A 20,984-nucleotide genomic window follows, 5' to 3' on the forward strand; every position below is an offset into this window, starting at 1 on the left:
AACGACTCCTTTGGTTGGCCCCTCCCCCAACCGTTTGCCCCGCAGGCCTTGGTCCGCGGGGCTTTTTTATGTTTTTTGGGGGTGTTTTTGGGGGTGCTCGCCACGACATCATCGTTGTCGTCGAGATCGAGCGCCGCCCGCGCGGCGCTTCGCAGCACAAGGCTGCTCCTACATCTGTCTCAGGCCAGTAACGCCTGCGCCAGCGCGCGCGCCCGCCTTGTTTGTCCGACACAATATCGACGTGGACGCCAAGGGGCCGCGCGCCTCTACCTCAGGAATAACTGGCCCGAAACAGATGTAGGAGCAGCCTTGTGCTGCGAAGCGCCGCGCGGGCGGCGCTCGATTTATGCCCCACCGCAAAACCCGAGGCAGGCGCCACGCAACCCACACTCGGTTGCATTTACCCCCCGGCTAGCCCAAGCTCTGCCCTTCCCGCCGCCCCGGATCGTCCGATGCCCAGACGCAACCGCTACCTGATCGCCCTGCTGCTGTTGATCCTGGTATCGGCCCTGTTCGGCTACCTGTGGCGCGACGCTCCGCCAGCCCCGCCTACCCTGCCTGCGCACAGCTACGCCAAGGCCCTGCGCCAGGCCCATGAGGGCCAACCCGGCGCTGCACGGGTGCTGTACCAGCAACTGCAGCGCACCGACCTGCCGCCCATTCGCCGTGCCGCCTTGTATGCCGAACTGCCAAACTACCCTTCGCCCCAGGCATTGAAACTCGCCCGTCAGGACCTCGAGCATGCCGACCCGCAGGTGCGCCGTGCAGCCATCGCCGGTATTCGCCGCCTGCTGCCGGCGGCGCAACGCAGCCTGGTACTCGGCCCACTGCTGGACGACGACGAGCAAAGCGTGCGCTTTGCCGCGGTAGATGCCCTGCTCGGCCTTGCTCCGGATGACATCGGCCTTTATTTCGGCCCGCTACAGGTCGCCCTGGAGCAATACCAGCAGGCCCTCGAGCAACAACCCGAAGACGCCGACGCCCAAGTCCACCTGGCGCGCCTCTACCTGCACGAAAACGACTACACCCTGGCCGACACCGCCCTGCAGCGAGCTCTGGCGGTAGCGCCAGGCAACCTCGACGCACTGGCGACCCAGGTACGCCTGCTGGAGCGCCAAGGCTATCACGACGCCTCGCGTCAGATACTGGGCAAAGCCCTGGCGCTAAGCCCCGATTCGGCCTTTCTGCAGTACGAGCTGGGGCTCTGGCTTAACCGTCACGAACAGCGCGAATACGCACTGCTGGCCTTGTCCCGCGCCGTCGAACTGGACCCGGACAACGCCGACTACCGCTATACACTGGCAGTCACCCTGCATGAACTGGAACAACTCGACGCCGCGCAAAAGCAACTGGAAATCGTGCTCAACCGCCAGCCGGCCAATCGCCGGGCACGGGTGTTGCTGATTAAGTACTGGAAGGAAACCGGCCAGTTGCAGAACGTGCAGGTGCTGCTGGCCGAGCTGGAGCGGCAGAACCCGGACGACCCAGTGTTGCAACAGGGCCTGTAGGCAACGTCCGAAAATTTGTTGAACCCCAGGGCTGTGCCCAGGGTCCAGTGGATATCGGACCACCCTTCAGGAGAATGTGTTGTGGCCAGTTCGTTGGCGCTGGACGAACGTGCATTGATCCTGGCGCCCCCGCCAATAGCCGCGGATACTGCTCGCCTGCTCGCTTCTGCGGGCATCGACAGCCTGTGCGCGGTCGACCTGGCCAACCTGCAAGCCTGCCTGGCCGAAGGCGCAGGCCTGGCGATCATTGCCGAGCAAGCGTTCAAACAGGGCCCAAGTGCATTGCTGCAAGACTTCATCGACCAGCAACCGTGCTGGTCGGACTTGCCCATCGTACTGCTCGGTCAAGGGAGCCAAGCGGCCAAGGGCTCGACCAACCTCCCGGTGGGCAACCTGGTCCTGCTGGTCGCACCATACGAAAACGCCCAGCTGCTGCGCATGACCCAGTCCGCCCTGCGCAACCGGCGTCGGCAGTATCTGGCACGCGACCAGTTGCAAGACCTGCAGCAACGCCTTGACGCCAACGCCGCAACTCCCGGCGAAGAGCAGCAACGCAGCGAGTTCGCCCGCCACCAGACGCGCAAGATGGAGGCCATCGGCCAACTGGCCGGGGGGGTCGCCCACGACTTCAACAACCTGCTCACCAGCATTGGTGGCAGCTTCGAGCTGATTGACCGGCGCTTGCGCCAGGGTCGCAGCGATGGCCTGGACACCGTGCTGCGCATGGGCCGCGAGGCGGTGTCACGCGCTGGGCGCCTGACCCACCGCCTGCTGGCCTTCTCTTCTCGGCAATCGCTGCAGACCCAGCAGGTCGACCTGCACGACCTGCTCCAGGCAAAACGCCTGAAGGCCTGCGTGACACCGACCGTGACCCTGCAGGTGCAAATCGCCAAGAACCTGTGGTCGGTCGAAGCCGATGACCAACAGTTACAGGAGGCCCTCGATAACCTGTTGCTCAATGCCTGCGAAGCCATGCCCAATGGCGGCCAGCTGCGCATCGAGGCAAGTAACCAGCACATCGGCGCCGGGCAATTCGCTGGCGGTGCCCTGTGCGCCGGCGACTATGTCCGCCTGCGAGTCATCGATGACGGCCAGGGCATGGCGCAAAGCACGCTGGAGCATGCCTTCGAGCCGTTCTTCAGCACCAAGGCGATCGGCCAGGGCATCGGCCTTGGCCTGTCGATGGTTTACGGCTTCAGCAAGCAATCCCACGGACATGTCACCCTGCACAGCCAGATCGGCCAAGGGACCCGGGTGGACCTTTATCTGCCGCGCCACGTCGACCAGGGCCAGGCACCTGTCAAACCCGTACAACCCGTGCGAGGTTACCAGGGCCATCACGTGCTGGTAGTCGAGGACGACCCCCATGTACGCCAATTGCTCTGCCAGGCCCTGCGCGAGGATGGCTTCGCCTGCCACAGTGCTGCCGACGCCAATGAGGGCCTTAAGGTACTGCGTTCGACACAACCGGTGGATCTGCTGATCAGCGATGTCGGCTTGCCCGGCATGAATGGCCGCCAGTTGGCCGAGATTGCCCGCAACCTGCGCCCACGCTTGCCAGTACTGTTCATCACCGGCTATGCAGAAACCGCCATGGCCCGCGAGGGCTTCCTGGAGGTGGGGATGCACCTGATCAGCAAGCCCTTCGAGCTAAAGCAGCTGCAGGCCCAGGTGACCCAGATACTGGGCAAGCCCTGAACCGCTTCACTCCTCGAGCATGCGTAGCGCCTCATCCACCAAGTCCGCCAGCGGGAACGGCTTGTTCATCAATGCCGTGCCCGGCTGCTCGAGCAACTGCGCTTCGATCGGCTGACCCGCATAGCCGGTGATGAACAGGATCTTCTGCAGCGGCAGCTGCATGCGCATGGCCTTGGCCACCTGGCGGCCACTGAAACCACCCGGCAAGCCAATGTCGGTGATCACCAGGTCGAACGGGCCGTCATGGCGGAAGCGCTCCAGTGCGCTATTGGCGTCGCCCACATCAACGACTTCGAACCCACGTTCGGTCAGGTACTCGCACATCACAGCACGCAAACCGAGCTCGTCATCGACCAGCAACAGGCGCTGCCTCCCGGCCATGCGCTGCGTCCGTTGCACAACCGCAGGCGCCTCGGGTACCGGGTCATGCCACCTTGGAAAAAGCATGCAGACCTTGGTGCCCTGGTTCGGCGCCGACTCGATCCAGGCGTAGCCCCCCGACTGGCCGACAAACCCATACACCATCGACAAACCAAGGCCTGAGCCCCGCCCGACCGGCTTGGTGGTGAAGAACGGTTCAAAGGCCCTGGCAATGTCCACGGCCGGCATGCCATGGCCATCATCCTCCACATGCAACGCAACGTAGTCGCCTGGTGGCAGGCCGCTCTCATCCGGGAAACACGCTGTCAGCCGCTGGTTGATGCTGCGAAGCGTGACGTTTCCACGATCAAGGCACGCTTCGCGGGCGTTGGTGCAAAGATTGATCAAGGCATTTTCCAGCTGGGAAACATCAAGGTTCACCGCCCACGGCGTGACATCCAGCTGCCAGTGCAAGCGCATCTCGGCACCCAGCGTGCTCCGCAGCAGTGGTTCGCTCAAGCGCAACTGCCGGTTGAAGTCCAGTGGCCTGGGCGCCAAAGGTTGATGACGGGAAAACGCCAGCAGGCGATGGGTCAGCTCCATGGCACGCTGCACCGAATCTCGCGCGACCTCGACATACGCCTCCACCCGCTCCAGCCGTCCTTCCTGCACGCGCCGCTGAAGCAGTTCGAGGCTGCCACCGATGCCGGACAACAAGTTGTTCAGTTCATGGCCCATGCCCCCGGCCAACTGGCCAACCACCTCCAAGCGCTCGTTGTTGCGCATCAGCGCTTCGGATTGACGAGCAGCCTCCTCACGTTCCCCGGTGATATCCCGGCCAACGGCAGTCAGCAGGCTGCCATCGAACCGTGCACTCCAGCGAAAACAGTGGTAATGGCCATCGCGGTGGCGCAGGCGCGTCTCTATCTGCTCGGTATCCTGGTACTGCAGGCACCCGGAAACGGCCACCTCAACCTCAGCGCGATCTGCCGGATGTACCAGATCCAGCACCGGAGTGCCCAGTACCTGCTCTTCGGACCAGCCCAGGATGCGATACCAGGCGGGGTTGGCGGCACACACCTTCAGCTCGGGAGTGACCATCATCATCGCATCACGCGACAGCCCCCAGAACTGCTCGCGCTCCACCAGGTGTCGCTCGACCTGCCGCTGGAATTCTTGCGCCTGCTCCCGCCAGTGGCGAAGCGCCTCGACGCTGGCCGTGGTTTCGATCACCGCGTGCAGAAACCCTGCCACGTTGCCCAGTTCATCGTGCAACGGTGTGTAGCCGAACGCACACCGCAACGGCTCCCCGCCTTGGCCGCAGCCAATACGCAGTGGTGGGTCTTCGACAAAGCTCGAGCGCCCCTCGAGCGCCTTGAACACCCACGGTCCCATCGCCGGCCACTCATCGCTCCACAGCGCATCGAAGGCCATGCCCAATGCATCCGGGGCAACCCGCCGCAATGCCCGATAGCCTTCATTGTGGACCACGCTGAGGTCTGGTCCCCAGACCACGGCACACGGGAACGGTGACAATTGCATCATGTCGACGGCAATGCGCAACGAAGCCGGCCAGCGCGGCAGCGGCCCGAGCGGTGTACGCCCCCAGTCGAACCGTGCAATCCGTTCGCCCATGAGGTCGACCGGTGCCAGCACAGACGGCTTCAGGATGACCATCGACGCAGGCTCGCGCGGCGTACCATTTGTGACCACTGTCGTGACTCCAGCATGATTCAGAAAAAGTACGGGCGCTGCGTGAATGTGGTTCACGTTAGCACAACACACGCCACGCAATATGGCGTACTGGCACCTGAGAGCTATGCTCATTAGGTTTTCCCTCGGGCCGGGGGAGCAACGGCCCATTCAGGTTGCCGACGGGAGCATGGTCATGAGCAAGAAAATGCTGGTGGTGCTGACCAATACAGCCAAGTATCCGACCCTCAAGCGGGCGACCGGCTTGTGGCTGGGGGAAGCGGTGCACTTTGTCGAAAAAGTCGAAAAAGCCGGTTACGAGGTCGATTATGTCAGCCCGCTGGGCGGCTACGTCCCTGTCGACCCGCATAGCTTGCAGATGGCCCCCGACCTGGACTGGCTGTGGTATGACGACAAGCGCTTCATGACCCGCCTGGGCAACACCTTGAGCCCTGGCCAGGTGAAGGCAGAAGAGTACAGCGTCATCTACTACACCGGCGGGCACGGAGTGATGTATGACTTTCCAGACAACCAGCCGCTGCAAGAGCTGGCCCGCCGGGTGTACGAGCACAAGGGCATTGTCGCGGCGGTTTGCCATGGGGTTGTCGGCCTGCTGAACATCAAGCTCAGCGACAACAGCCTGTTGCTCAAGGACCGTCAGGTGACCGGCTTCTCCAATACCGAGGAAAAACTCGTCGAACTGGACAAGGTGGTCCCCTTCCTGACGGAAACCGAGCTGGGTGCCCGCGGTGGTGCCTACAGCAAGCATGAAGACCCGTGGCAGCCGTTCGTGGTGGCCGATGATCGGCTGATCACCGGGCAGAACCCGGCCTCCACGGCCCAGTTGGCCGAAAAAGTGCTCGCCAGGCTGAAGCGAGGCTGACAACGAGGTTCTACTTTTCTGTAAAACCGCAACACTTTTGGCCTACAGCCGGAGCACCATCAAGCACATAGGATCAGCGCTGACCTGTTCAACCCGAACAGCAAGGTTCAACGGAGCGGCGGTCCTATGGCAGCAATACCGAGTCTCGGCATCAACTGGCGGAAGTTACTGTTGATATTGTCCATCGGCGCAATACCGGTACTGTCCGGGTTACTGATGATGAACTATCAATTGGACAGAAAACTTGAGGAGAATGCCAAGGTTTCTGTTCAAGAGGCGATTTTCAGCATCGACCAGGCACTGGGCCGCATGGAAGGCGATCTGGACCTGATCCTGCCATTGGCAGGCAAGCCCTGTGACGAAGTGCTCGGTACGCTGGAGCAGAGAGTCGCCAACAGCCAGCACCTTCGCTCACTGATACTCACCCGCGACCAACAAGCGTATTGTGCGACGGACATGGACCCTTTGGCGTATAACTCGGCTTTTGCCCTGTCCGGACGGCAGACAGAGCTGGCATTCGACGCTCCATCGTCGCCTAACGCGGCGATCATCAAAGTCCAGAGACCGAACAGCAACCCTGGGATAATCGCAACAGCGTACGGTCGGCAGCTGCGTGACGAACTGCGTGCTTTCCAGGACGGCCTGATATTGCTTCTGGAATTCGGCGACCTGTATATCTGGAGCGAGGGAGACAGCCGCGACGCACAACGGCCCTCCCAGGTCGAATTCAACGAGCGATCGGTTTCCCAGAAACATGGTTACGTGGTGATCGGCGGTTACCCCAAAGGATACGCCACCCAGGAGTTTCGTCTATCCCTGCATCAGGTACTGCCCTCGCTGGTATTGGTCGGGGTCGCCAGCATGTTCATCATGTACCTGGGCCTGACCATTTCGGGCAAGAAGAAGGGTTGATACCGCCGCCATCGAATCGTGACGGCGGTACCCTGGGGTTACTCGGTGCTCAGCACACCACGACGTACCTGGTCGCGCTCGATGGATTCGAACAGGGCCTTGAAGTTGCCTTCGCCAAAGCCGTCATCCCCCTTGCGCTGGATGAACTCGAAGAACACCGGGCCGAGCAGGGTCTCGGAGAAGATCTGCAGCAGCAGGCGCTTGTCGTCAGGCTCGGAGGCACCATCGAGGAGGATACCGCGTGCTTTCAACTGGTCGACCGGCTCGCCGTGACCTGGCAGGCGCTCTTCGAGCATCTCGTAGTAGGTTTGCGGCGGTGCAGTCATGAAGCGCATGCCGAAGCCCTTGAGGGCGTCCCAGGTCTTGAGCAGGTCATCGGTCAGGAAGGCGACGTGCTGGATGCCTTCGCCGTTGAACTGCATCAGGAACTCTTCGATCTGCCCGGAGCCCTTGGACGATTCTTCGTTCAGCGGGATGCGGATCATGCCATCCGGTGCGGTCATGGCACGCGAAGTCAGGCCGGTGTACTCACCCTTGATGTCGAAATAGCGGATTTCGCGGAAGTTGAACAGCTTCTCGTAGAAGCCGGCCCAGTACGACATGCGCCCGCGATAAACGTTGTGGGTGAGGTGGTCGATGATCTTCAGGCCGGCACCCACCGGGTTGCGGTCCACACCCTCGATGAACTTGAAGTCGATATCGTAGATCGAGCTGCCTTCCTCGAAACGGTCGATCAGGTACAGCGGCGCACCGCCGATGCCCTTGATCGCCGGCAGGCGCAGTTCCATCGGGCCGGTTTCGATTTCCACCGGCTGGGCGCCCAGTTCCAGGGCGCGGGCATAGGCCTCATGGGCATTGCGCACGCGGAACGCCATGCCGCATACCGACGGGCCGTGTTCGGCAGCGAAGTACGAGGCGATGCTCTTGGGTTCGTTATTCAGGATCAGGTTGATGTCACCCTGGCGATACAGGTGCACATCCTTGGAACGGTGGGTAGCGACCTTGGTGAAGCCCAGCATCTGGAATACCGGCTCGAGCACGCCAGGGGTCGGCGAAGCCAGTTCGATGAATTCAAAGCCCATCAGGCCCATCGGATTGTCGAAGATATCAGCCATGTTCGTGTCCTCATCTGCAGCGAAAAATTATTGATTGCGTGGGATGTGGAACGGAAACGGCGGGGAGCACGGGATACCCCGCACGCTGCGGGCGAGGAAATCACCTATTATCAGCTTGAACCCATGGTATGTCATATGGACCCATTCTCGGCGGGCTTGATCCTTCGGCATCGAAGGACCTTATTGTTGTATTCGTAAATGGATTCTACATTGCGTAAAATGGTTTGTCGCCCTTTAGTTGCTCACCGGTTCCGACAAGCGGCTATCCTCTCGTAATCCTTTATACAGATCAGGTCAGCATGCCCCTTACCGTCAAACGCCGCGCCGGCCTCGGCTGGCGCACCCTGTTGCCCTGGGTCGTCGGCGTGCTGCCCGTGGCATGCGGCCTGGCCGTGATGAACTGGCAGATCGAGCGTGAAATGCACGCCAGCAGCCAGGCTACCACCCGCCAGGTGGTGGAGCACGTCGAGCGCATTCTCGACAACCTGTCCAGCGCTGCCCATGCTCTGCTTCCGCTTGTCGACAGCCCATGCGACGAGGCCCAGCTCATGCTGCGCGCCCAGGTCACGCGCAACGCCTTCGTACGCTCGACCAACCTGTTCCGGCACAACGCCCTTTACTGCACCTCGCTGTTTGGCGCATTCGACGAGCCGGTCAACCCCGGCGACTACATCGACGGCAAGCTGTGGCTGATGGACGGCAACTCGGTCACCCCTGGGCACCCGCTGCTGGTGTATCGGGCCAGCGACGGCGACCGCGGCGCGATCAGTACGGTCGATGGCGAACACCTGCTGACGGCGCTGCGCCTGATCGGCCCCGATGAAGAGCTGCAGATCCGCGTGGGCGATGCCTGGCTGGGCAAGGATGGCATCGTGCACAAGGGCGTGCCACCTGCCGCGGCCAGCGCGAATGTGCAGCTGGGCTCGACCCGTTACCCGTTCAGCGTGCATGGCGGCTACGGCGCCGACAAGCAGGGCCAGCTGTGGCGCAGCCACTATCCCGCCCTGTTCGGTCTGCTGCTGATACTGGGCGCGGTGGCCGGCCTGGTGTGCCGCTGGCAGGTTCGCCGCGCCACCTCGCCCCGTGCCGAACTGCGCCGGGCCCTGGAGGCCGACGAGTTCCTGCCGTACTTCCAGCCGGTAGTGCGCAAGGGCGACTACCGCTGGGCTGGCGCCGAAGTGCTGATGCGCTGGAACCACCCGCGCGAAGGCCTGGTGCGCCCCGACCTGTTCATCCCCTACGCCGAACACAGCGGGCAGATCGTCGCCATGACCCGTGCGCTGATGATGCACACCGCGCAGAGCCTGGCACCCTTTGCCGGGCTGCTGGAGGACGGTTTCCATATCGGCATCAACATCACCGCCGACCACTGCCGCGACTTCAGCCTGCTGGACGATTGCCGAACCTTCCTCCAGCACTTCCCGCCAGGCCGGGTGGTGCTGACCCTGGAGCTGACCGAGCGCAAGCTGATCGAGCCCACGCCGGTGGCCCTGGAACTGTTCGAGAAGCTCGACGCCATGGGTGTGAAGATCGCCCTGGACGACTTCGGCACCGGCCAGTCAAGCCTCAACTACCTGCGCCAGTTCAAGGTCGACTACCTGAAGATCGACCAGAGCTTCGTGGCCATGATCGGTGGCGATGCACTGTCGGTGCACATCCTCGAGACCATCATCGAGCTATCGGCCAAGCTGGGCCTGGGCATCGTTGCCGAAGGCGTGGAAACAGAAGCCCAGCGCGACTACCTGGCCCGTCATGAGGTGGACTTCCAGCAAGGCTACCTGTTCGCCAGGCCCATGCCGGCTGCCCAGTTCCTCGAAGCGCTGGCCGCACGCCCGGCTGCGTCGCGGTTGCCGCAAGCCGCGCCCCCTGAGATCATGCGCGGCTGATCCACCTGCTCAATTCCCTATTCGAGGCATTCGTGTCAAAAGGCATTCTTTCGTCGGTCATGGCGTCCTGTCTGTTCGCCGTGATGTACTTCTATACCTCTCTGCTCACGCCGCTCGATGGCGAGGAGATCTTTGGCTGGCGCACCCTGTTGACGCTGCCCTGCCTGACCCTGTTCATGCTTGTCTCGAAAGACTGGAAACGGGTGGGCGAACTGCTCGCCCGGGTAAAACATACGCCGCTGCTGTTGCTGGGCATGGTCGGCACATCGTGGCTGATGGGCGTGCAGCTGTGGCTGTTCCTCTGGGCGCCCCTGCACGGGCGCAGCCTGGAAGTGTCGATGGGCTATTTCCTGCTGCCGCTGGCCATGGTCCTGACCGGGCGGCTGGTGTATGGCGAGCGCCTGTCACGGCTGCAGAAGGTGGCCGTGGCCTGCGCTGCTCTGGGCGTGGGCCACGAGCTGTATCAGCATGGCAGTTTCGCCTGGGAAACCCTGGTGGTGACGATCGGCTACCCGATCTATTTCGTGTTGCGCAGGCGCTGCCGCACCGACCATTTGGGCGGCCTGTGGTGCGACATGTGCCTGCTGTTGCCATGGGCGCTGTATTTCGTGATCCAGGGTCCGCTTTCCGCTGCGGATCTGCAGGCACACCCTGGGCTGTATGCGTTGATCCCGATCCTCGGGGCGATCAGCGCCTCGGCCCTGATCGCCTACGTGCTGGCCAGCCGCCTGCTGCCTTTCAGCCTGTTCGGCCTGCTCAGCTACGTCGAGCCAGTGCTGCTGGTAGGCGTTGCGCTGTTGCTGGGCGAAACCATCGGCCCGGATCAGTGGCTGACCTACCTTCCTATCTGGGCCGCGGTGCTGGTGCTGGTGATCGAGGGTTTCAAGCACCTGCTGCGTCAACGTCGCCGTTCGGTGTAAGCCGAACCTGACGCACCCGCCGCTCCTCGACCGCCTCCACGGTCAGCGTCCAGCCATTCCAGGCCAGGCGGTCACCAACCATAGGCAGGCGGTCGAGCAGGCTCATCACCAGGCCCGCGAGGGTCTGGTAGTCCTCGGTGGCTCGGGCGCAGAAGCCGGTACGCGCCTGCACCTGGCTCAGGTTCAACGCGCCGCTGACCACAAAGCCTTCACCTTCCTGAACGATGCCCGGGCCTTCGACCTCGCTGGCATCCGGTAACTCGCCGGCAATCGACTCCAGGATATCGGTCATGGTCAGCAGGCCGGTAAAGTCACCGAACTCGTTGACGACGAAAGCAATGTGCGTCGACTGGCCTCGCATCTGCTCCAGGGCATTGAGGATGCTGAAGCTCTCCAGCAGGTTCAGCGGTACTCGGGCCATGCCTTCCAGATCGGGCTGGCTGCCCGACAGCAGCTCCTTGAGCAGTTCCTTCTTGTGCACGAAGCCCAGTGGCTCGTCCACGCGGCCATCGCGGATCAGCGGCAGGCGCGAGTACGGCGAATTGGCCAGGGCCTGGGCAATGGCGTCGGCCGGCTGCGCCAGGTCGATCACATCGACCTCGGCGCGGGCGGTCATCACCGTGCGGATAGGCCGCTCGGCCAGGTTCAGCACGCCACTGATCATCACCCGCTCACGGCGGTCGAACAGCACCTGCTCCTCACCGCCTTCGACCAGGTCAGCGATTTCCTCGCCCACCTCGTCAGCCTCGACCCGGCGGCCACCCAGCAGGCGCAGCACGGCATGCGCGGTGCGCTCACGCAGCGGCCGGTGCTGCTGCAGGCTGCGCTTGCGGCGGGCACGGGCCAGCTGGTTGAACAGCTCGATCAGGATCGAGAAGCCGATGGCCGCGTACAGGTAACCTTTGGGGATATGGAAGCCCAGGCCTTCGGCGGTGAGGCTGAAGCCGATCATCATCAGGAAGCCCAGGCACAGCATGATCACCGTGGGGTGGGCGTTGACGAAGCGGGTCAGCGGCTTGCTGGCAACGATCATGATGCCGATCGAGAAGATCACCGCGATCATCATCACCGACAACTGCTCGACCATGCCAACCGCGGTGATCACCGCGTCCAGCGAGAACACCGCATCAAGCACCACGATCTGCGCGACGATCGGCCAGAACGCAGCGTGGCGTACCGTGCCGCTGGCCTGGGCCACGTGGCCTTCCAGGCGTTCGTGCAGCTCCATGGTGGCCTTGAACAGCAGGAACACGCCACCGAACAGCATGATCAGGTCGCGGCCCGAGAAGCTCTTTTCGAACACCTCGAACAACGGCGCGGTCAGGGTGACCATCCACGAGATACTGGCCAACAGGCCAAGGCGCATGATCAACGCCAGGCTCAGGCCAATGACCCGTGCGCGGTCGCGCTGATGCGGCGGCAGTTTGTCGGCGAGGATGGCGATGAACACCAAGTTGTCGATACCCAGCACCAGCTCGAGGACGATAAGCGTCAACAGGCCCAGCCAGGCCGTGGGGTCGGCTAGCCATTCCATTAGCGGGTACTCACGAGGGCAGCGTCACGAGGACGGGTGAAAGAAGGCCGGGAAGACCGGGGACTGGGGGGCTCCGCGAAGGTGCTCATATAGACCTTGTTAGCAAATTGGGAAAATGATCCTACAAGCACAGCAGCTTTCCGTAATAGCGCAAAACTATTACAAAACCTGTAACAACCTTGTAGGAGCGGCCTTGTGTCGCGAACGGGCCGCACAGCGCCCCCCAGGTTTCAGGAGCGCTGCATCAACAGCTGGGGCCGCTCCGCGGCCCGATCGCGACACAAGGCCGCTCCTACACAAAAATGCGCAGGCCGTGCGTGAGGTACTTTTCTTCAATACCGCAGGCTGTCAATGCCCGAGCATGAAGGCCCACCTCAACCAAACGGATCCCCCTCATGAGCCTGTCCCTGTCCATGGCCGCTTTCGCACTTGCGGCCTCGATCTCCCCCGGCCCGGTCAACATCGTTGCGCTGGGCAGCGGTGCCCGCCATGGCCTGCGTGCCAGCCTGGCACATGTGGCTGGCGCCACGCTGGGCTTCTGCCTGCTGCTGGTGCTGGTCGGGCTGGGCCTGCATCAATTGTTGCTGCGCTGGCCTTTGCTGGGCCTGATTTTGCACTGGGGCGGCGTGGGGTTCCTGCTGTACATGGCATGGAAGCTGGCCAGCGACGATGGGCAACTGGGCAGTGCCCATCCCACCCAGGCTCCCTCGGCCTGGCACGGCGCGGCGATGCAATGGCTCAATCCCAAGGCATGGCTGGCAGCGGTGGCCGGGGTTGGTGCCTATACCGGCGGTGAGCAGCAGCTGCTGTGGCTGTTTGCCTGGATCTACGGGCCGATCTGCTTCATTTCAGTGGCCAGCTGGGCGTGGGCCGGGAGCGTGGTTCGCCAGTACCTCGGCAACCCACGGCACATGCGCCTGCTGAATCGGGGCTTGGCGCTGCTGCTCGTGGGCAGCGCGGTCTATCTGGTCATTTGAGCCTGGCTGCACCGGCCCTATCGCTGCCCTCAAGGCCTGCGCAGTATCTGTGGGAGCTGGCTTGCCGGCGATAGGGCCGCCACCGCCAAAAATGGCAATTCAGCCGAATGCATTGCGGTAATGCCCCGGTGTCGCCGCCAAGTGCTGCTTGAAGGCCCGCTGCAGGTGCGCCTGGTCGGCAAACCCGGCCTCCTGCGCAACCTCGGCAATAGCTCGGCCCTGACGCAACTGCGCCCTGGCCAGCTGCACGCGCTGGTCGAGCAGGTAACCATGCGGCGTCAGGCCGAAGCGTTGGCGGAACGCGCGAATCAGGTAGGAACGCGACAGGCCGCACGCCGCGCAGATGTCGTCCAGGCTCAGCGGGTCGCCACGATGGGCGCGAATGAACGCTGCCGCCGTGTCCAGTCGTGGGTTGCCCTCGTCGTTGACGCTGGCATCGCCGCCAAGCAAACCTGGAAGTGCGCCAAACAGCGCCGCCAGGCGCCCTTCCCGGTCTGGCACGCCGGCGTCGAACAGGTCGGCAAAGGCCTGCAACAGGCTCCGGTACAACACCGGCGAGCTACTCCAGGGCCGGGCCGGCAAAGTGAACCCCAGCGCCTGCAACCAGGGCATATCGACGAACATCATCAGGTAGGACCAGTGTTCCCCGTCGATGGGGTTGCAGGCATGCACCACACCTGGGTTCATCAGCACCGTGGTACCAGCAGCCACCTCTATGCACTGGTCACCGTACAGATAGGAGCTGCGCCCACCCGTTATCACTCCGATGGAAAAGCTCTCATGGGAATGCGCGGCGTAGCACACCTGGCGCCCGTCCCCTACCCGCCGGGCCTCGACAAAGGGCAACGACGGGTCGCGCCAGAACCGTGATACCTCGATCATCCCTCACCCCGCTCGCCGCTGCCATGCGCCTGAATACTACACGCCTATCGCGGAAACAGGTCCAGCGTCCGCTCAACTTCGCCGACATCGATCGTGAAACCATCGCCGTCCGGTATCCCGACCACAAAGCCGAAATGCTGGTGGTCTCGGTCCGTCAGGTACTTGTAGTAGCTGACAAACCGATTGGGCGGCTGCAACGTCAGCAGGCAACCACCGGCCTGCAGTACGTTGACCCCATGCACCAGCTGGCTACCCTCCACACCGATTACCACCCTCGCCCCGGCGCAGGCCGCGACGATACTCGGCACATCGGACTTCAGCGGGTTGACGATGCGAAAACCGCGGGTGGCGCGCAAATGCTCCGCCAGCGCCAGCTCATTGCGCAGCAGGCGCAGGTCACCATCGCCACCACGCAGCAGGAACACCCCCGGGTGCGGCGCATGCGGCACATGCGACAGCAACTTGTCGCCCATGGCCCGGTAGCGGGCATGCCGGCTGCGGTTGTTGGCCTGGTCATCGAACAGCACCAGCTCACGGAAAAACGCACTGCGCAGGCGCAGCGGGTTCATTTCCAGCCAGTCTTCATAGGCCGGGGCCTGGGCAAACAGCGGGAATCTGGCCGAGGGCGCGGTGGTTACCGGTATGCCTTCGTTACAGGCCAGCGCATAGGTCGGGCAATCCTCCATCAGCCAGGTACCGAACCACGTGTTGCCGTTTTGCGTGCAATAGATGGCAGCGCGGTCGATTTCGTTTTCCACGACGATGCTCGGAAAGGGGCCCGGCTTCAACGACAGCCATTGGCTGGCCTTGCCCTTGTACAACGCCCCGTCGACCAGCCATACCTCCTTGATCAGGTAGCCCCGGGTTGGCCCTTGCAGCGTGCTGATGCCGCCTTCCATGGTGCGCGCAGGGTGCACGTAGGGATAGAAACGCTTGCCTTCCCACCCCGTTACTCGCTCCAGCTGGCCTGGCAGGAAAACGGCCGGGGGCGAAACCGTGACTTCTCCCGGGGCAATGTCCCAACTTTTGTCCGCCACGCTCTTGAGGTCGATGCCGCTGTTCCTGCCTAGCCGTTTGCGCGCCATGTAGCGGTAGGCGGCCAGGGTCCAGGTGTGCTGCCTGGCCGCAGGCGATGCACTGAACTTCGAGATGTCGCTTCCCATGAAGCGTCCTCCCTTGATGACAAGGTCAAAAGCCTGGCGCAAGGCGCCAGATCAACGCCTCCTGGCAACCGCTCAGCTGCACGTGACCCTTTCCATGGTGGGTGGTGACCGCAGGTTGGCGTAACGGTGACGCAGGCTTTCCACGAACGTTTCGCCCGTACCGTTGCCCCCATAGAAGTAGATCTTGTGCAGGCCGCCAAACACCATTTCCTGGTAGCGGCTGGCAACTTCCTCGTCACTCGCGCCCTCGGGCAACCCCAGGTGCAGCGTGAGCTTGTCGCCTTCGACCGCGAACATCGGTGTATCCCAGAGGAACTTCGCCGTGCCGGTTCTGGGCAAGCGGACAAACAGGTAGGCATGGTTACCCAGCGAGTCGATATCGCCACCGCGGCGGCGCTTCCACTTCAACAAACCGTCATCCGGGCGCGCCAGGCAAAGGCCGATATCGTAATAGTCGAAGCCCTGCGCCAGTGCCCACTCCAGGGCCATGAAGGTGGTGATCGAATTTACCTCGCGCAACTTCCGCGCATCGGTGAACACCGCCTCGCAATAGCCGAAACGCAGGGTGCTCCAATAACGCTTGCCACCGCGCACCACTTCACAGCCCAGGTGGCAGCCGATCACTTCATCACCCCAGGTGATCAAGTCGAGCCGACCGACGCCCCTGGCAATGCGGAACACTTCTTCAGTGGGAAACTGCGCGGCGTGGATACCTTGCCTGGCGCTGGCATAAGGGCGCAGCAGGTTGCGGTCGGCCATGGCGATCTCGTCATCCGACCGGGCCTGGCGCATCTGGTACAGCGGCCGGTTCTTGCGGATGCTGCGCCGCAACTCGCTGTCGTAGCGCGCGGTGATATCCTCCAGCGAGCGCCCCAGCGGCACCACGGCGCTCAGGTAATGCGGTACCGACAATGCCCCCGACGTCGGCATTTCGCTGACCACCACCACGTGATTGGCCGCTACCGTCGCGCTTGCGCTGTCAACAATTGCAGCATTGCCCGAACCCTTGCCGGCAATCAGCAGCTTGGCCATTTCCCGTTGCTGCTTCCGGCCGATATAGATGATTTCGTAGGGGCTTTCCTGCTGCAACCTGAACCTGGCGACTTCCCAGCGCCAGAAACAGGCACGCGCCATCACTTCAGATACCTTGCTGGCCAGGTGTCTGATTTCGTAGCGTATGGAGGGCGAGACGAGTTTCCTCGCCGCTGCCGTCAAGGTCGCTTTCATTTCTTCTTCGACGTCCTTTGAGACACAGCATGGTCAATCGGAAAAGGACAGCAATTCAGTAAAAAGCACGTATCATGTTGATATTCTGAAATTATCCAGAAACCCCCATATCAATTAACAATTTAAGGTGCGCCCAAACACTTTATCAAGTGGCACTTTGATTGCATTTCCTTAAAGCTTCCTCACGCCATGTAAAGTTTCATGACGTCAAATTTCCTGCATGAATGACCGATTCAGACAGCGAATTTCCACCGATATATCCAAGCCGCGTTATCCCATTACCACTCGCCTGTCTGGAATTGACGTTTGATGCCCCCTTTTGCATGAAAGGAGCATCGACATGCCAGCCATCAATCCCCATCAACCCCTGCTTCAGGCGCAGTTGCCGCACTGGGCTCGCCAGGTAACGTCCAATCAGTGGGCCGCGTTGAAGCGAACCCAGGTCGCCCCGTGGAAGAGGCAGGACTGGTTCGCCAATGCTGCCCCCGACCTGCGTGAAGCAGCGTGCGCCAGCCAGGCGCGCCTGATGCAGGCGCAAGCAGCCTTGGCCAACTCACTCAAAGGCCTGAAACAAATCACAGAATTCGCCGAGCCATTGCTGCAACGGCGTCTTGCCGAACACGGCTTTCACGCGCAGCTGCGCAATAGCCAGCTATTGCGGGTCGAGCGCAACTGGCACTGGGCCGCCCTGCGCTATCTATTCAGCCATCGACGCGACAACTTGCTGCAGGCCGCGCTGCAGAACTTCGCCAGTGACGAGGTGTTCACTGCTGAAAGTGCCATTGCCCTGGGCGATAACATTCATGTCACGCCGATTCAGATACAAGGCGCCGTCCCTGTCGGCATGCAAGTACCCGTCGCACACTTTCCATTGCAGTCGGAGCACTACCAGGTGGAACGGCTGCCACTCGCACCGGCCGCTTTCGCCACCCTGTGCCGTGACCTGGACCTGGGCAAGGCTTACCAGGCCCACCTGGAACAGCACCTCGCCCAACCCGCCACACGGGGCTTGGCCATCAGGGTGCAGAAAGACCGCCTGCGCCTGGCGGCCGACCTTGCCTATATGCGGCACCTGCTTGATGGCAGCACCCTTGACCAGATCGAACGGCTGTTGCAGGGTGGCACCGTACCGTGCTGGCAACTGGCGCTGTTCGGCACGCCCCTGCACGAGGTCATGCTGATCGATGCCGGCGGTGCGGGGCTGGCGCTGTATCTGCCCGGCCATGACCCGGCCCTGCGCCAATGCAGCAACCTGGACGCGGTACACGACACGCTGGCGACCTTGCTGCTGGAGCCCGATGCCCGCCAAGCCTTCACGGCCTACATCAGGCAGGACCAGCGCACGCACTTTCTCGACCTGTTGCAGCAGAACCTCGACGCCACAGGCAATACTGCCTATGACCGCCCTTGGCAGCGTGCAGCGCAAGCGGACCTGCGTCCCACACGCGTGGCTATCACAGCCGAGCCTTTCGGCCATTACCAGGACCTGCACCTGGCCCGCCTCAAGCACGAAGCCAGCCTGCTCGCGGTCCCCACCGCGATGGCCGATGCCAACGCGCGGGCCAGGCGCCTGGATGAGTGGGAAAACCTTGGCCTGGATGCTCTGAATATTGCTGCGTTCTTCATTCCAGGTGCTGGCACACTGATGCTGGCCGTCACGGCCTGCCAACTGCTCGGCGAGGCCTTCGAAGGCTACCAGGCCTGGCATGAAGGCGACCGTCACCTGGCGCTGCGCCACCTGGAGGCGGTCGGCCTGAACCTGGCCCTGATCGGCGGCTTCGTGGCGGCGGGCAAGGTGGTACCCAAGCTGTTCAACAGCCCGTTGATGGAAAGCCTGCAGCAGGTACGCGGCAGCGACGGGCGCTACCGGCTCTGGAATGAAGACCTCGCGCCCTACCGCAGTGCCGTGACACTGCCGCAAGCCCTGCAGCCCAATGCACTTGGCCAGTACCTGTACCAGGGCCGGTATTTCATCCGCATGGACGGCCAGCTCTTCGAACAACGCTTTGACCACAACCTGCAGCAATGGCGGGCCATTCACCCCGACACGCCCGATGCCTGGCAGCCACCGCTGGCGCACAATGCCCAAGGTGCCTGGCGCGGCCAGCATGAACAGTCCGGCCAGTGGCCATTCGCGAAGCTGGCGCGCCGTCTTGGCGAGGCGTATGCCGCGTTCACACCAGAACAGCTGGCCAAGGCAGGGCGCCTCTGCGGCATCGACACCGCGCGCTTGCGCCGGGTGCACCTGGAAGGCCAACCAACGCCCCCGCTGTTGCTCGATACCCTGCAACGCATGACGGCACAGGCCGAGGTAGAGGCGTTGGCCGACAAAGCCCCGCCAGGCCTGTTCGAGCGGCTCTACAATGGCAGCGCGCCCGCCACCCCGGCAACGCAGAAGCTGCTCGACGCCTATGCGCGGCTGTCCCCTGCCTTGGCCAGACGCTTGCTGGCGCCGCTGAGCTAGGCCGAAACGTTCGCCTGGCAAGAGCACAGTCAGTTGCCCACACAGGTTCGCCAGTTGCTGGAGCAGGTGCACAGCGAGCTGCCGCTGGTACGTGCACTGGAAGGTGTGCTTCAGCCAGCCCGGGCCAGCAGCGACAGCGAACGCTTGCTGTTCAGCGCCCTGGATGCCATGCCTGACTGGCCCGCGGACCTGCGCCTGGAGCTGCACGGTGCGAGCCCCGGAGGCCCTTTGCTGGAGCATGCCGGCCGCGAACAGGCCGGCACCCTGCGCCGCGTGATCAAATCGGTCGAAGGCTATGAGGTCGACCGGGGCGAGCGCCCTGCACCTGCACCGCTTGATCCAGACCTCTGCCGCGCCATCGAGCAGGCACTGCCGCGCCCACATCGCGATACGCTGGGCATCACGACGGCCGATGGCAGCTCGCTACGCCAGCGCGTACTGGGTTGGGTCGACCAGCACAGGGAGGCACTCGCCCAACGGCTCTGGGGGCACCGCGCGCTGCTGCGCAAGCCCATGGGCAACTTGCGCGGCGGTCGGCCGCTTGACCCCGAACCGCCTCAGCCGCGCCTGGCAAGCTCCCTGGCCGGGGCTTATCGCCGCTTGTTCCCTGACGCCACCGACTGGGAATTCGAAAACTGGCTAGGCAACGACGAGGACAACCTGTACGTCGATGACATTCGCTCACCCACACAGCGCCTGCATGACCTGCAGCAGCGTCTGGAAAATTTGCGCCGCGACCTGCATGAATGGGCCCGGCCCGATCCGCAGCGCCCTCACCAGCGACACCTGGCCATCCGCCCCATCCTCAACGCCTGGCGACGGCTGTCGACAATAACGCTTGAAGGGGGTGGCCGCCTGCACAGCCTGGACCTTTCCGGCCTGGACCTGGACAACCAGGCCTTGGCCAGCCTGGCCTTGCCGGACGACTTCACCCATGTGCAGCACCTGTCGCTCAGCTACAACCGTTCGCTCAGCCAGTTGCCGGCCGAATTCCACGAACGCTTCCCCAACCTCAATCGCCTGCTGCTGACCGACTGTCGGTTCGACACCGTGCCCCACCTGGGCAGCCCTGAGCAGCTCGCCTGGCTGGACCTGGAAGGCAACCGCATCACCTGGAGTACCCAGGCCCAGCAGGCCCTGGACCGCTACCCCGGGCTCAGCGTGCTGGACCTTTCGGGCAACCCGCTGCTGCAGGCCCCGGACCTGCGCGGGCTGGCCTACCTGAGGACGCTGTTCCTGAACGACTGTGCGCTCAGCGAATTGCCGCAAGGCCTGGACCAGATGATCGAGCCCATCATCCTGGACATTGGCGACAACCAGCTGCTGCGGCTGCCTGACGGTTTCAACGTACCACGGCCAGTCGCAAACGCCCTGCGCCTGGAAAGCGAATGGCTGGGTTCACCAGTGCTTGCGCAGATCGAGGCCTACAACGCGATGCACCAGGTGGACCTGCTGGTGTGCGAAGGCGACTACCTGGAATTCTTCGAACAGACCGGCCCGGCCGAAATGGCCCTGTGGCAGCGATTGCCGCTGCAGTATCGGCGCGACCTCAGGCCCTTGCTTGAACTTGAACCGTTCGTGTCCCGCCCACGGCAAGCCCGTGCAGAGTTCTGGCGGCGCCTGGCCCTGATCGACGCAGACCCGGCCCTGCGCCAGCAATGGTTGACGCACCCACCCTATGACCTGTTCAACCTCCCGCTTTGACAGGAATACGGATGCCTGCCTGTCCAACAGGCAGGCGCGGGTGGTCATGTTAAGCCAGA

The 20,984-nt window shown here is 63.0% G+C and carries 15 protein-coding genes; 9 read left to right on the top strand and 6 right to left on the bottom strand.

All coding sequences use genetic code 11. The annotated features are described in order from the left end of the window. Positions 1-452: 452 nt before the first annotated feature. Both WM94_RS27215 and WM94_RS27220 read left to right on the top strand, forming a co-directional pair. A complete protein-coding gene (locus tag WM94_RS27215) occupies positions 453-1,508 on the top strand; it encodes a tetratricopeptide repeat protein (RefSeq protein ID WP_039614706.1) in 1,056 nt (351 codons plus the stop codon). Between the two features lie 81 nt (positions 1,509-1,589). Continuing rightward, positions 1,590-3,206: a response regulator gene (locus tag WM94_RS27220; RefSeq protein WP_061552571.1), complete on the top strand. Its 1,617-nt coding sequence runs from the start codon at positions 1,590-1,592 to the stop codon at positions 3,204-3,206. A gap of 6 nt (positions 3,207-3,212) precedes the next feature. On the opposite strand, the gene WM94_RS27225 is transcribed toward WM94_RS27220, so the two are convergent. Next, positions 3,213-5,243 carry a PAS domain-containing sensor histidine kinase gene (locus WM94_RS27225; protein WP_082810661.1) on the bottom strand — a complete coding sequence of 677 codons (2,031 nt, stop codon included), beginning with the start codon at positions 5,241-5,243 and terminating at the stop codon, positions 3,213-3,215. A 211-nt stretch (positions 5,244-5,454) separates the two neighbouring features. On the opposite strand from WM94_RS27225, the gene WM94_RS27230 reads away from it, so the two are divergent. Together WM94_RS27230 and WM94_RS27235 are read left to right on the top strand one after the other, a co-directional pair. Continuing rightward, on the top strand, positions 5,455-6,141 hold the full coding sequence (locus WM94_RS27230; RefSeq protein ID WP_061552573.1) for a type 1 glutamine amidotransferase domain-containing protein: 687 nt from the start codon (positions 5,455-5,457) through the stop codon (positions 6,139-6,141). Between the two features lie 126 nt (positions 6,142-6,267). Beyond that, positions 6,268-7,053, top strand: coding sequence for a CSS-motif domain-containing protein (locus WM94_RS27235; protein WP_061552574.1), 786 nt, complete (start codon positions 6,268-6,270; stop codon positions 7,051-7,053). A gap of 38 nt (positions 7,054-7,091) precedes the next feature. On the opposite strand, the gene hppD is transcribed toward WM94_RS27235, so the two are convergent. After that, complete coding sequence (gene hppD / locus WM94_RS27240; protein WP_061552575.1) at positions 7,092-8,168, bottom strand: 4-hydroxyphenylpyruvate dioxygenase; 1,077 nt, start codon at positions 8,166-8,168, stop codon at positions 7,092-7,094. 299 nt (positions 8,169-8,467) lie between these two features. Here hppD and WM94_RS27245 point away from each other — a divergent pair, with 299 nt between their 5' ends. Beyond that, on the top strand, positions 8,468-10,054 hold the full coding sequence (locus WM94_RS27245; protein WP_039614702.1) for a cyclic diguanylate phosphodiesterase: 1,587 nt from the start codon (positions 8,468-8,470) through the stop codon (positions 10,052-10,054). Positions 10,055-10,086: 32 nt separating this feature from the next. Next, complete coding sequence (gene rarD / locus WM94_RS27250; RefSeq protein WP_061552576.1) at positions 10,087-10,974, top strand: EamA family transporter RarD; 888 nt, start codon at positions 10,087-10,089, stop codon at positions 10,972-10,974. Here the strand turns inward: rarD and WM94_RS27255 are convergent. Further along, positions 10,937-12,508 (bottom strand): TerC family protein, encoded by a 1,572-nt coding sequence (locus WM94_RS27255; protein ID WP_061552577.1) that lies wholly within the window; start codon positions 12,506-12,508, stop codon positions 10,937-10,939. The genes rarD and WM94_RS27255 overlap by 38 nt on opposite strands. Positions 12,509-12,903: 395 nt before the next feature. Between WM94_RS27255 and WM94_RS27260 the strand changes: the two genes are divergently transcribed. After that, the gene (locus WM94_RS27260) at positions 12,904-13,485 is read left to right on the top strand and encodes a LysE family translocator (protein WP_039614699.1); all 582 of its coding nucleotides are present in this window, start codon (positions 12,904-12,906) and stop codon (positions 13,483-13,485) included. Between the two features lie 99 nt (positions 13,486-13,584). Here WM94_RS27260 and WM94_RS27265 read toward each other — a convergent pair whose 3' ends face one another. The 3 genes from WM94_RS27265 to WM94_RS27275 all read right to left on the bottom strand — a co-directional run bounded on the left by WM94_RS27265 (position 13,585) and on the right by WM94_RS27275 (position 16,757). Then, entirely contained in the window at positions 13,585-14,367 is a 783-nt protein-coding gene (locus tag WM94_RS27265) for an AraC family transcriptional regulator (RefSeq protein ID WP_061552578.1), read from the bottom strand. 44 nt (positions 14,368-14,411) lie between these two features. Then, on the bottom strand, positions 14,412-15,530 hold the full coding sequence (locus WM94_RS27270) for a glycosyltransferase family 61 protein (RefSeq protein WP_061552579.1): 1,119 nt from the start codon (positions 15,528-15,530) through the stop codon (positions 14,412-14,414). Positions 15,531-15,602: 72 nt separating this feature from the next. Beyond that, positions 15,603-16,757, bottom strand: a complete 1,155-nt coding sequence (locus tag WM94_RS27275; RefSeq protein ID WP_061552580.1) for a hypothetical protein — start codon at positions 16,755-16,757, stop codon at positions 15,603-15,605. Between the two features lie 340 nt (positions 16,758-17,097). Between WM94_RS27275 and WM94_RS30980 the strand changes: the two genes are divergently transcribed. Further along, positions 17,098-19,221 (top strand): dermonecrotic toxin domain-containing protein, encoded by a 2,124-nt coding sequence (locus WM94_RS30980; RefSeq protein WP_256207065.1) that lies wholly within the window; start codon positions 17,098-17,100, stop codon positions 19,219-19,221. Positions 19,222-19,254: 33 nt separating this feature from the next. Then, positions 19,255-20,925 carry a leucine-rich repeat domain-containing protein gene (locus WM94_RS30985; protein WP_256207066.1) on the top strand — a complete coding sequence of 557 codons (1,671 nt, stop codon included), beginning with the start codon at positions 19,255-19,257 and terminating at the stop codon, positions 20,923-20,925. Positions 20,926-20,984 lie beyond the last annotated feature (59 nt).

This window comes from Pseudomonas sp. ABFPK, from assembly GCF_001586765.1.
GTDB classification, from domain to species: Bacteria; Pseudomonadota; Gammaproteobacteria; order Pseudomonadales; family Pseudomonadaceae; genus Aquipseudomonas; species Aquipseudomonas asiatica.

What these genes read in the sequence shown, in the direction of transcription:
- WM94_RS27215 (WP_039614706.1), top strand. Translation starts at nt 453, where the DNA reads ATGCCCAGACGCAACCGCTACCTGATCGCCCTGCTGCTGTTGATCCTG.
- WM94_RS27225 (WP_082810661.1), bottom strand. Translation starts at nt 5,243, where the DNA reads ATGGTCATCCTGAAGCCGTCTGTGCTGGCACCGGTCGACCTCATGGGC.
- WM94_RS27230 (WP_061552573.1), top strand. Translation starts at nt 5,455, where the DNA reads ATGAGCAAGAAAATGCTGGTGGTGCTGACCAATACAGCCAAGTATCCG.
- WM94_RS27235 (WP_061552574.1), top strand. Translation starts at nt 6,268, where the DNA reads ATGGCAGCAATACCGAGTCTCGGCATCAACTGGCGGAAGTTACTGTTG.
- hppD (WP_061552575.1), bottom strand. Translation starts at nt 8,168, where the DNA reads ATGGCTGATATCTTCGACAATCCGATGGGCCTGATGGGCTTTGAATTC.
- WM94_RS27245 (WP_039614702.1), top strand. Translation starts at nt 8,468, where the DNA reads ATGCCCCTTACCGTCAAACGCCGCGCCGGCCTCGGCTGGCGCACCCTG.
- WM94_RS27255 (WP_061552577.1), bottom strand. Translation starts at nt 12,508, where the DNA reads ATGGAATGGCTAGCCGACCCCACGGCCTGGCTGGGCCTGTTGACGCTT.
- WM94_RS27260 (WP_039614699.1), top strand. Translation starts at nt 12,904, where the DNA reads ATGAGCCTGTCCCTGTCCATGGCCGCTTTCGCACTTGCGGCCTCGATC.
- WM94_RS27265 (WP_061552578.1), bottom strand. Translation starts at nt 14,367, where the DNA reads ATGATCGAGGTATCACGGTTCTGGCGCGACCCGTCGTTGCCCTTTGTC.
- WM94_RS27270 (WP_061552579.1), bottom strand. Translation starts at nt 15,530, where the DNA reads ATGGGAAGCGACATCTCGAAGTTCAGTGCATCGCCTGCGGCCAGGCAG.
- WM94_RS27275 (WP_061552580.1), bottom strand. Translation starts at nt 16,757, where the DNA reads ATGAAAGCGACCTTGACGGCAGCGGCGAGGAAACTCGTCTCGCCCTCC.
- WM94_RS30980 (WP_256207065.1), top strand. Translation starts at nt 17,098, where the DNA reads ATGCCAGCCATCAATCCCCATCAACCCCTGCTTCAGGCGCAGTTGCCG.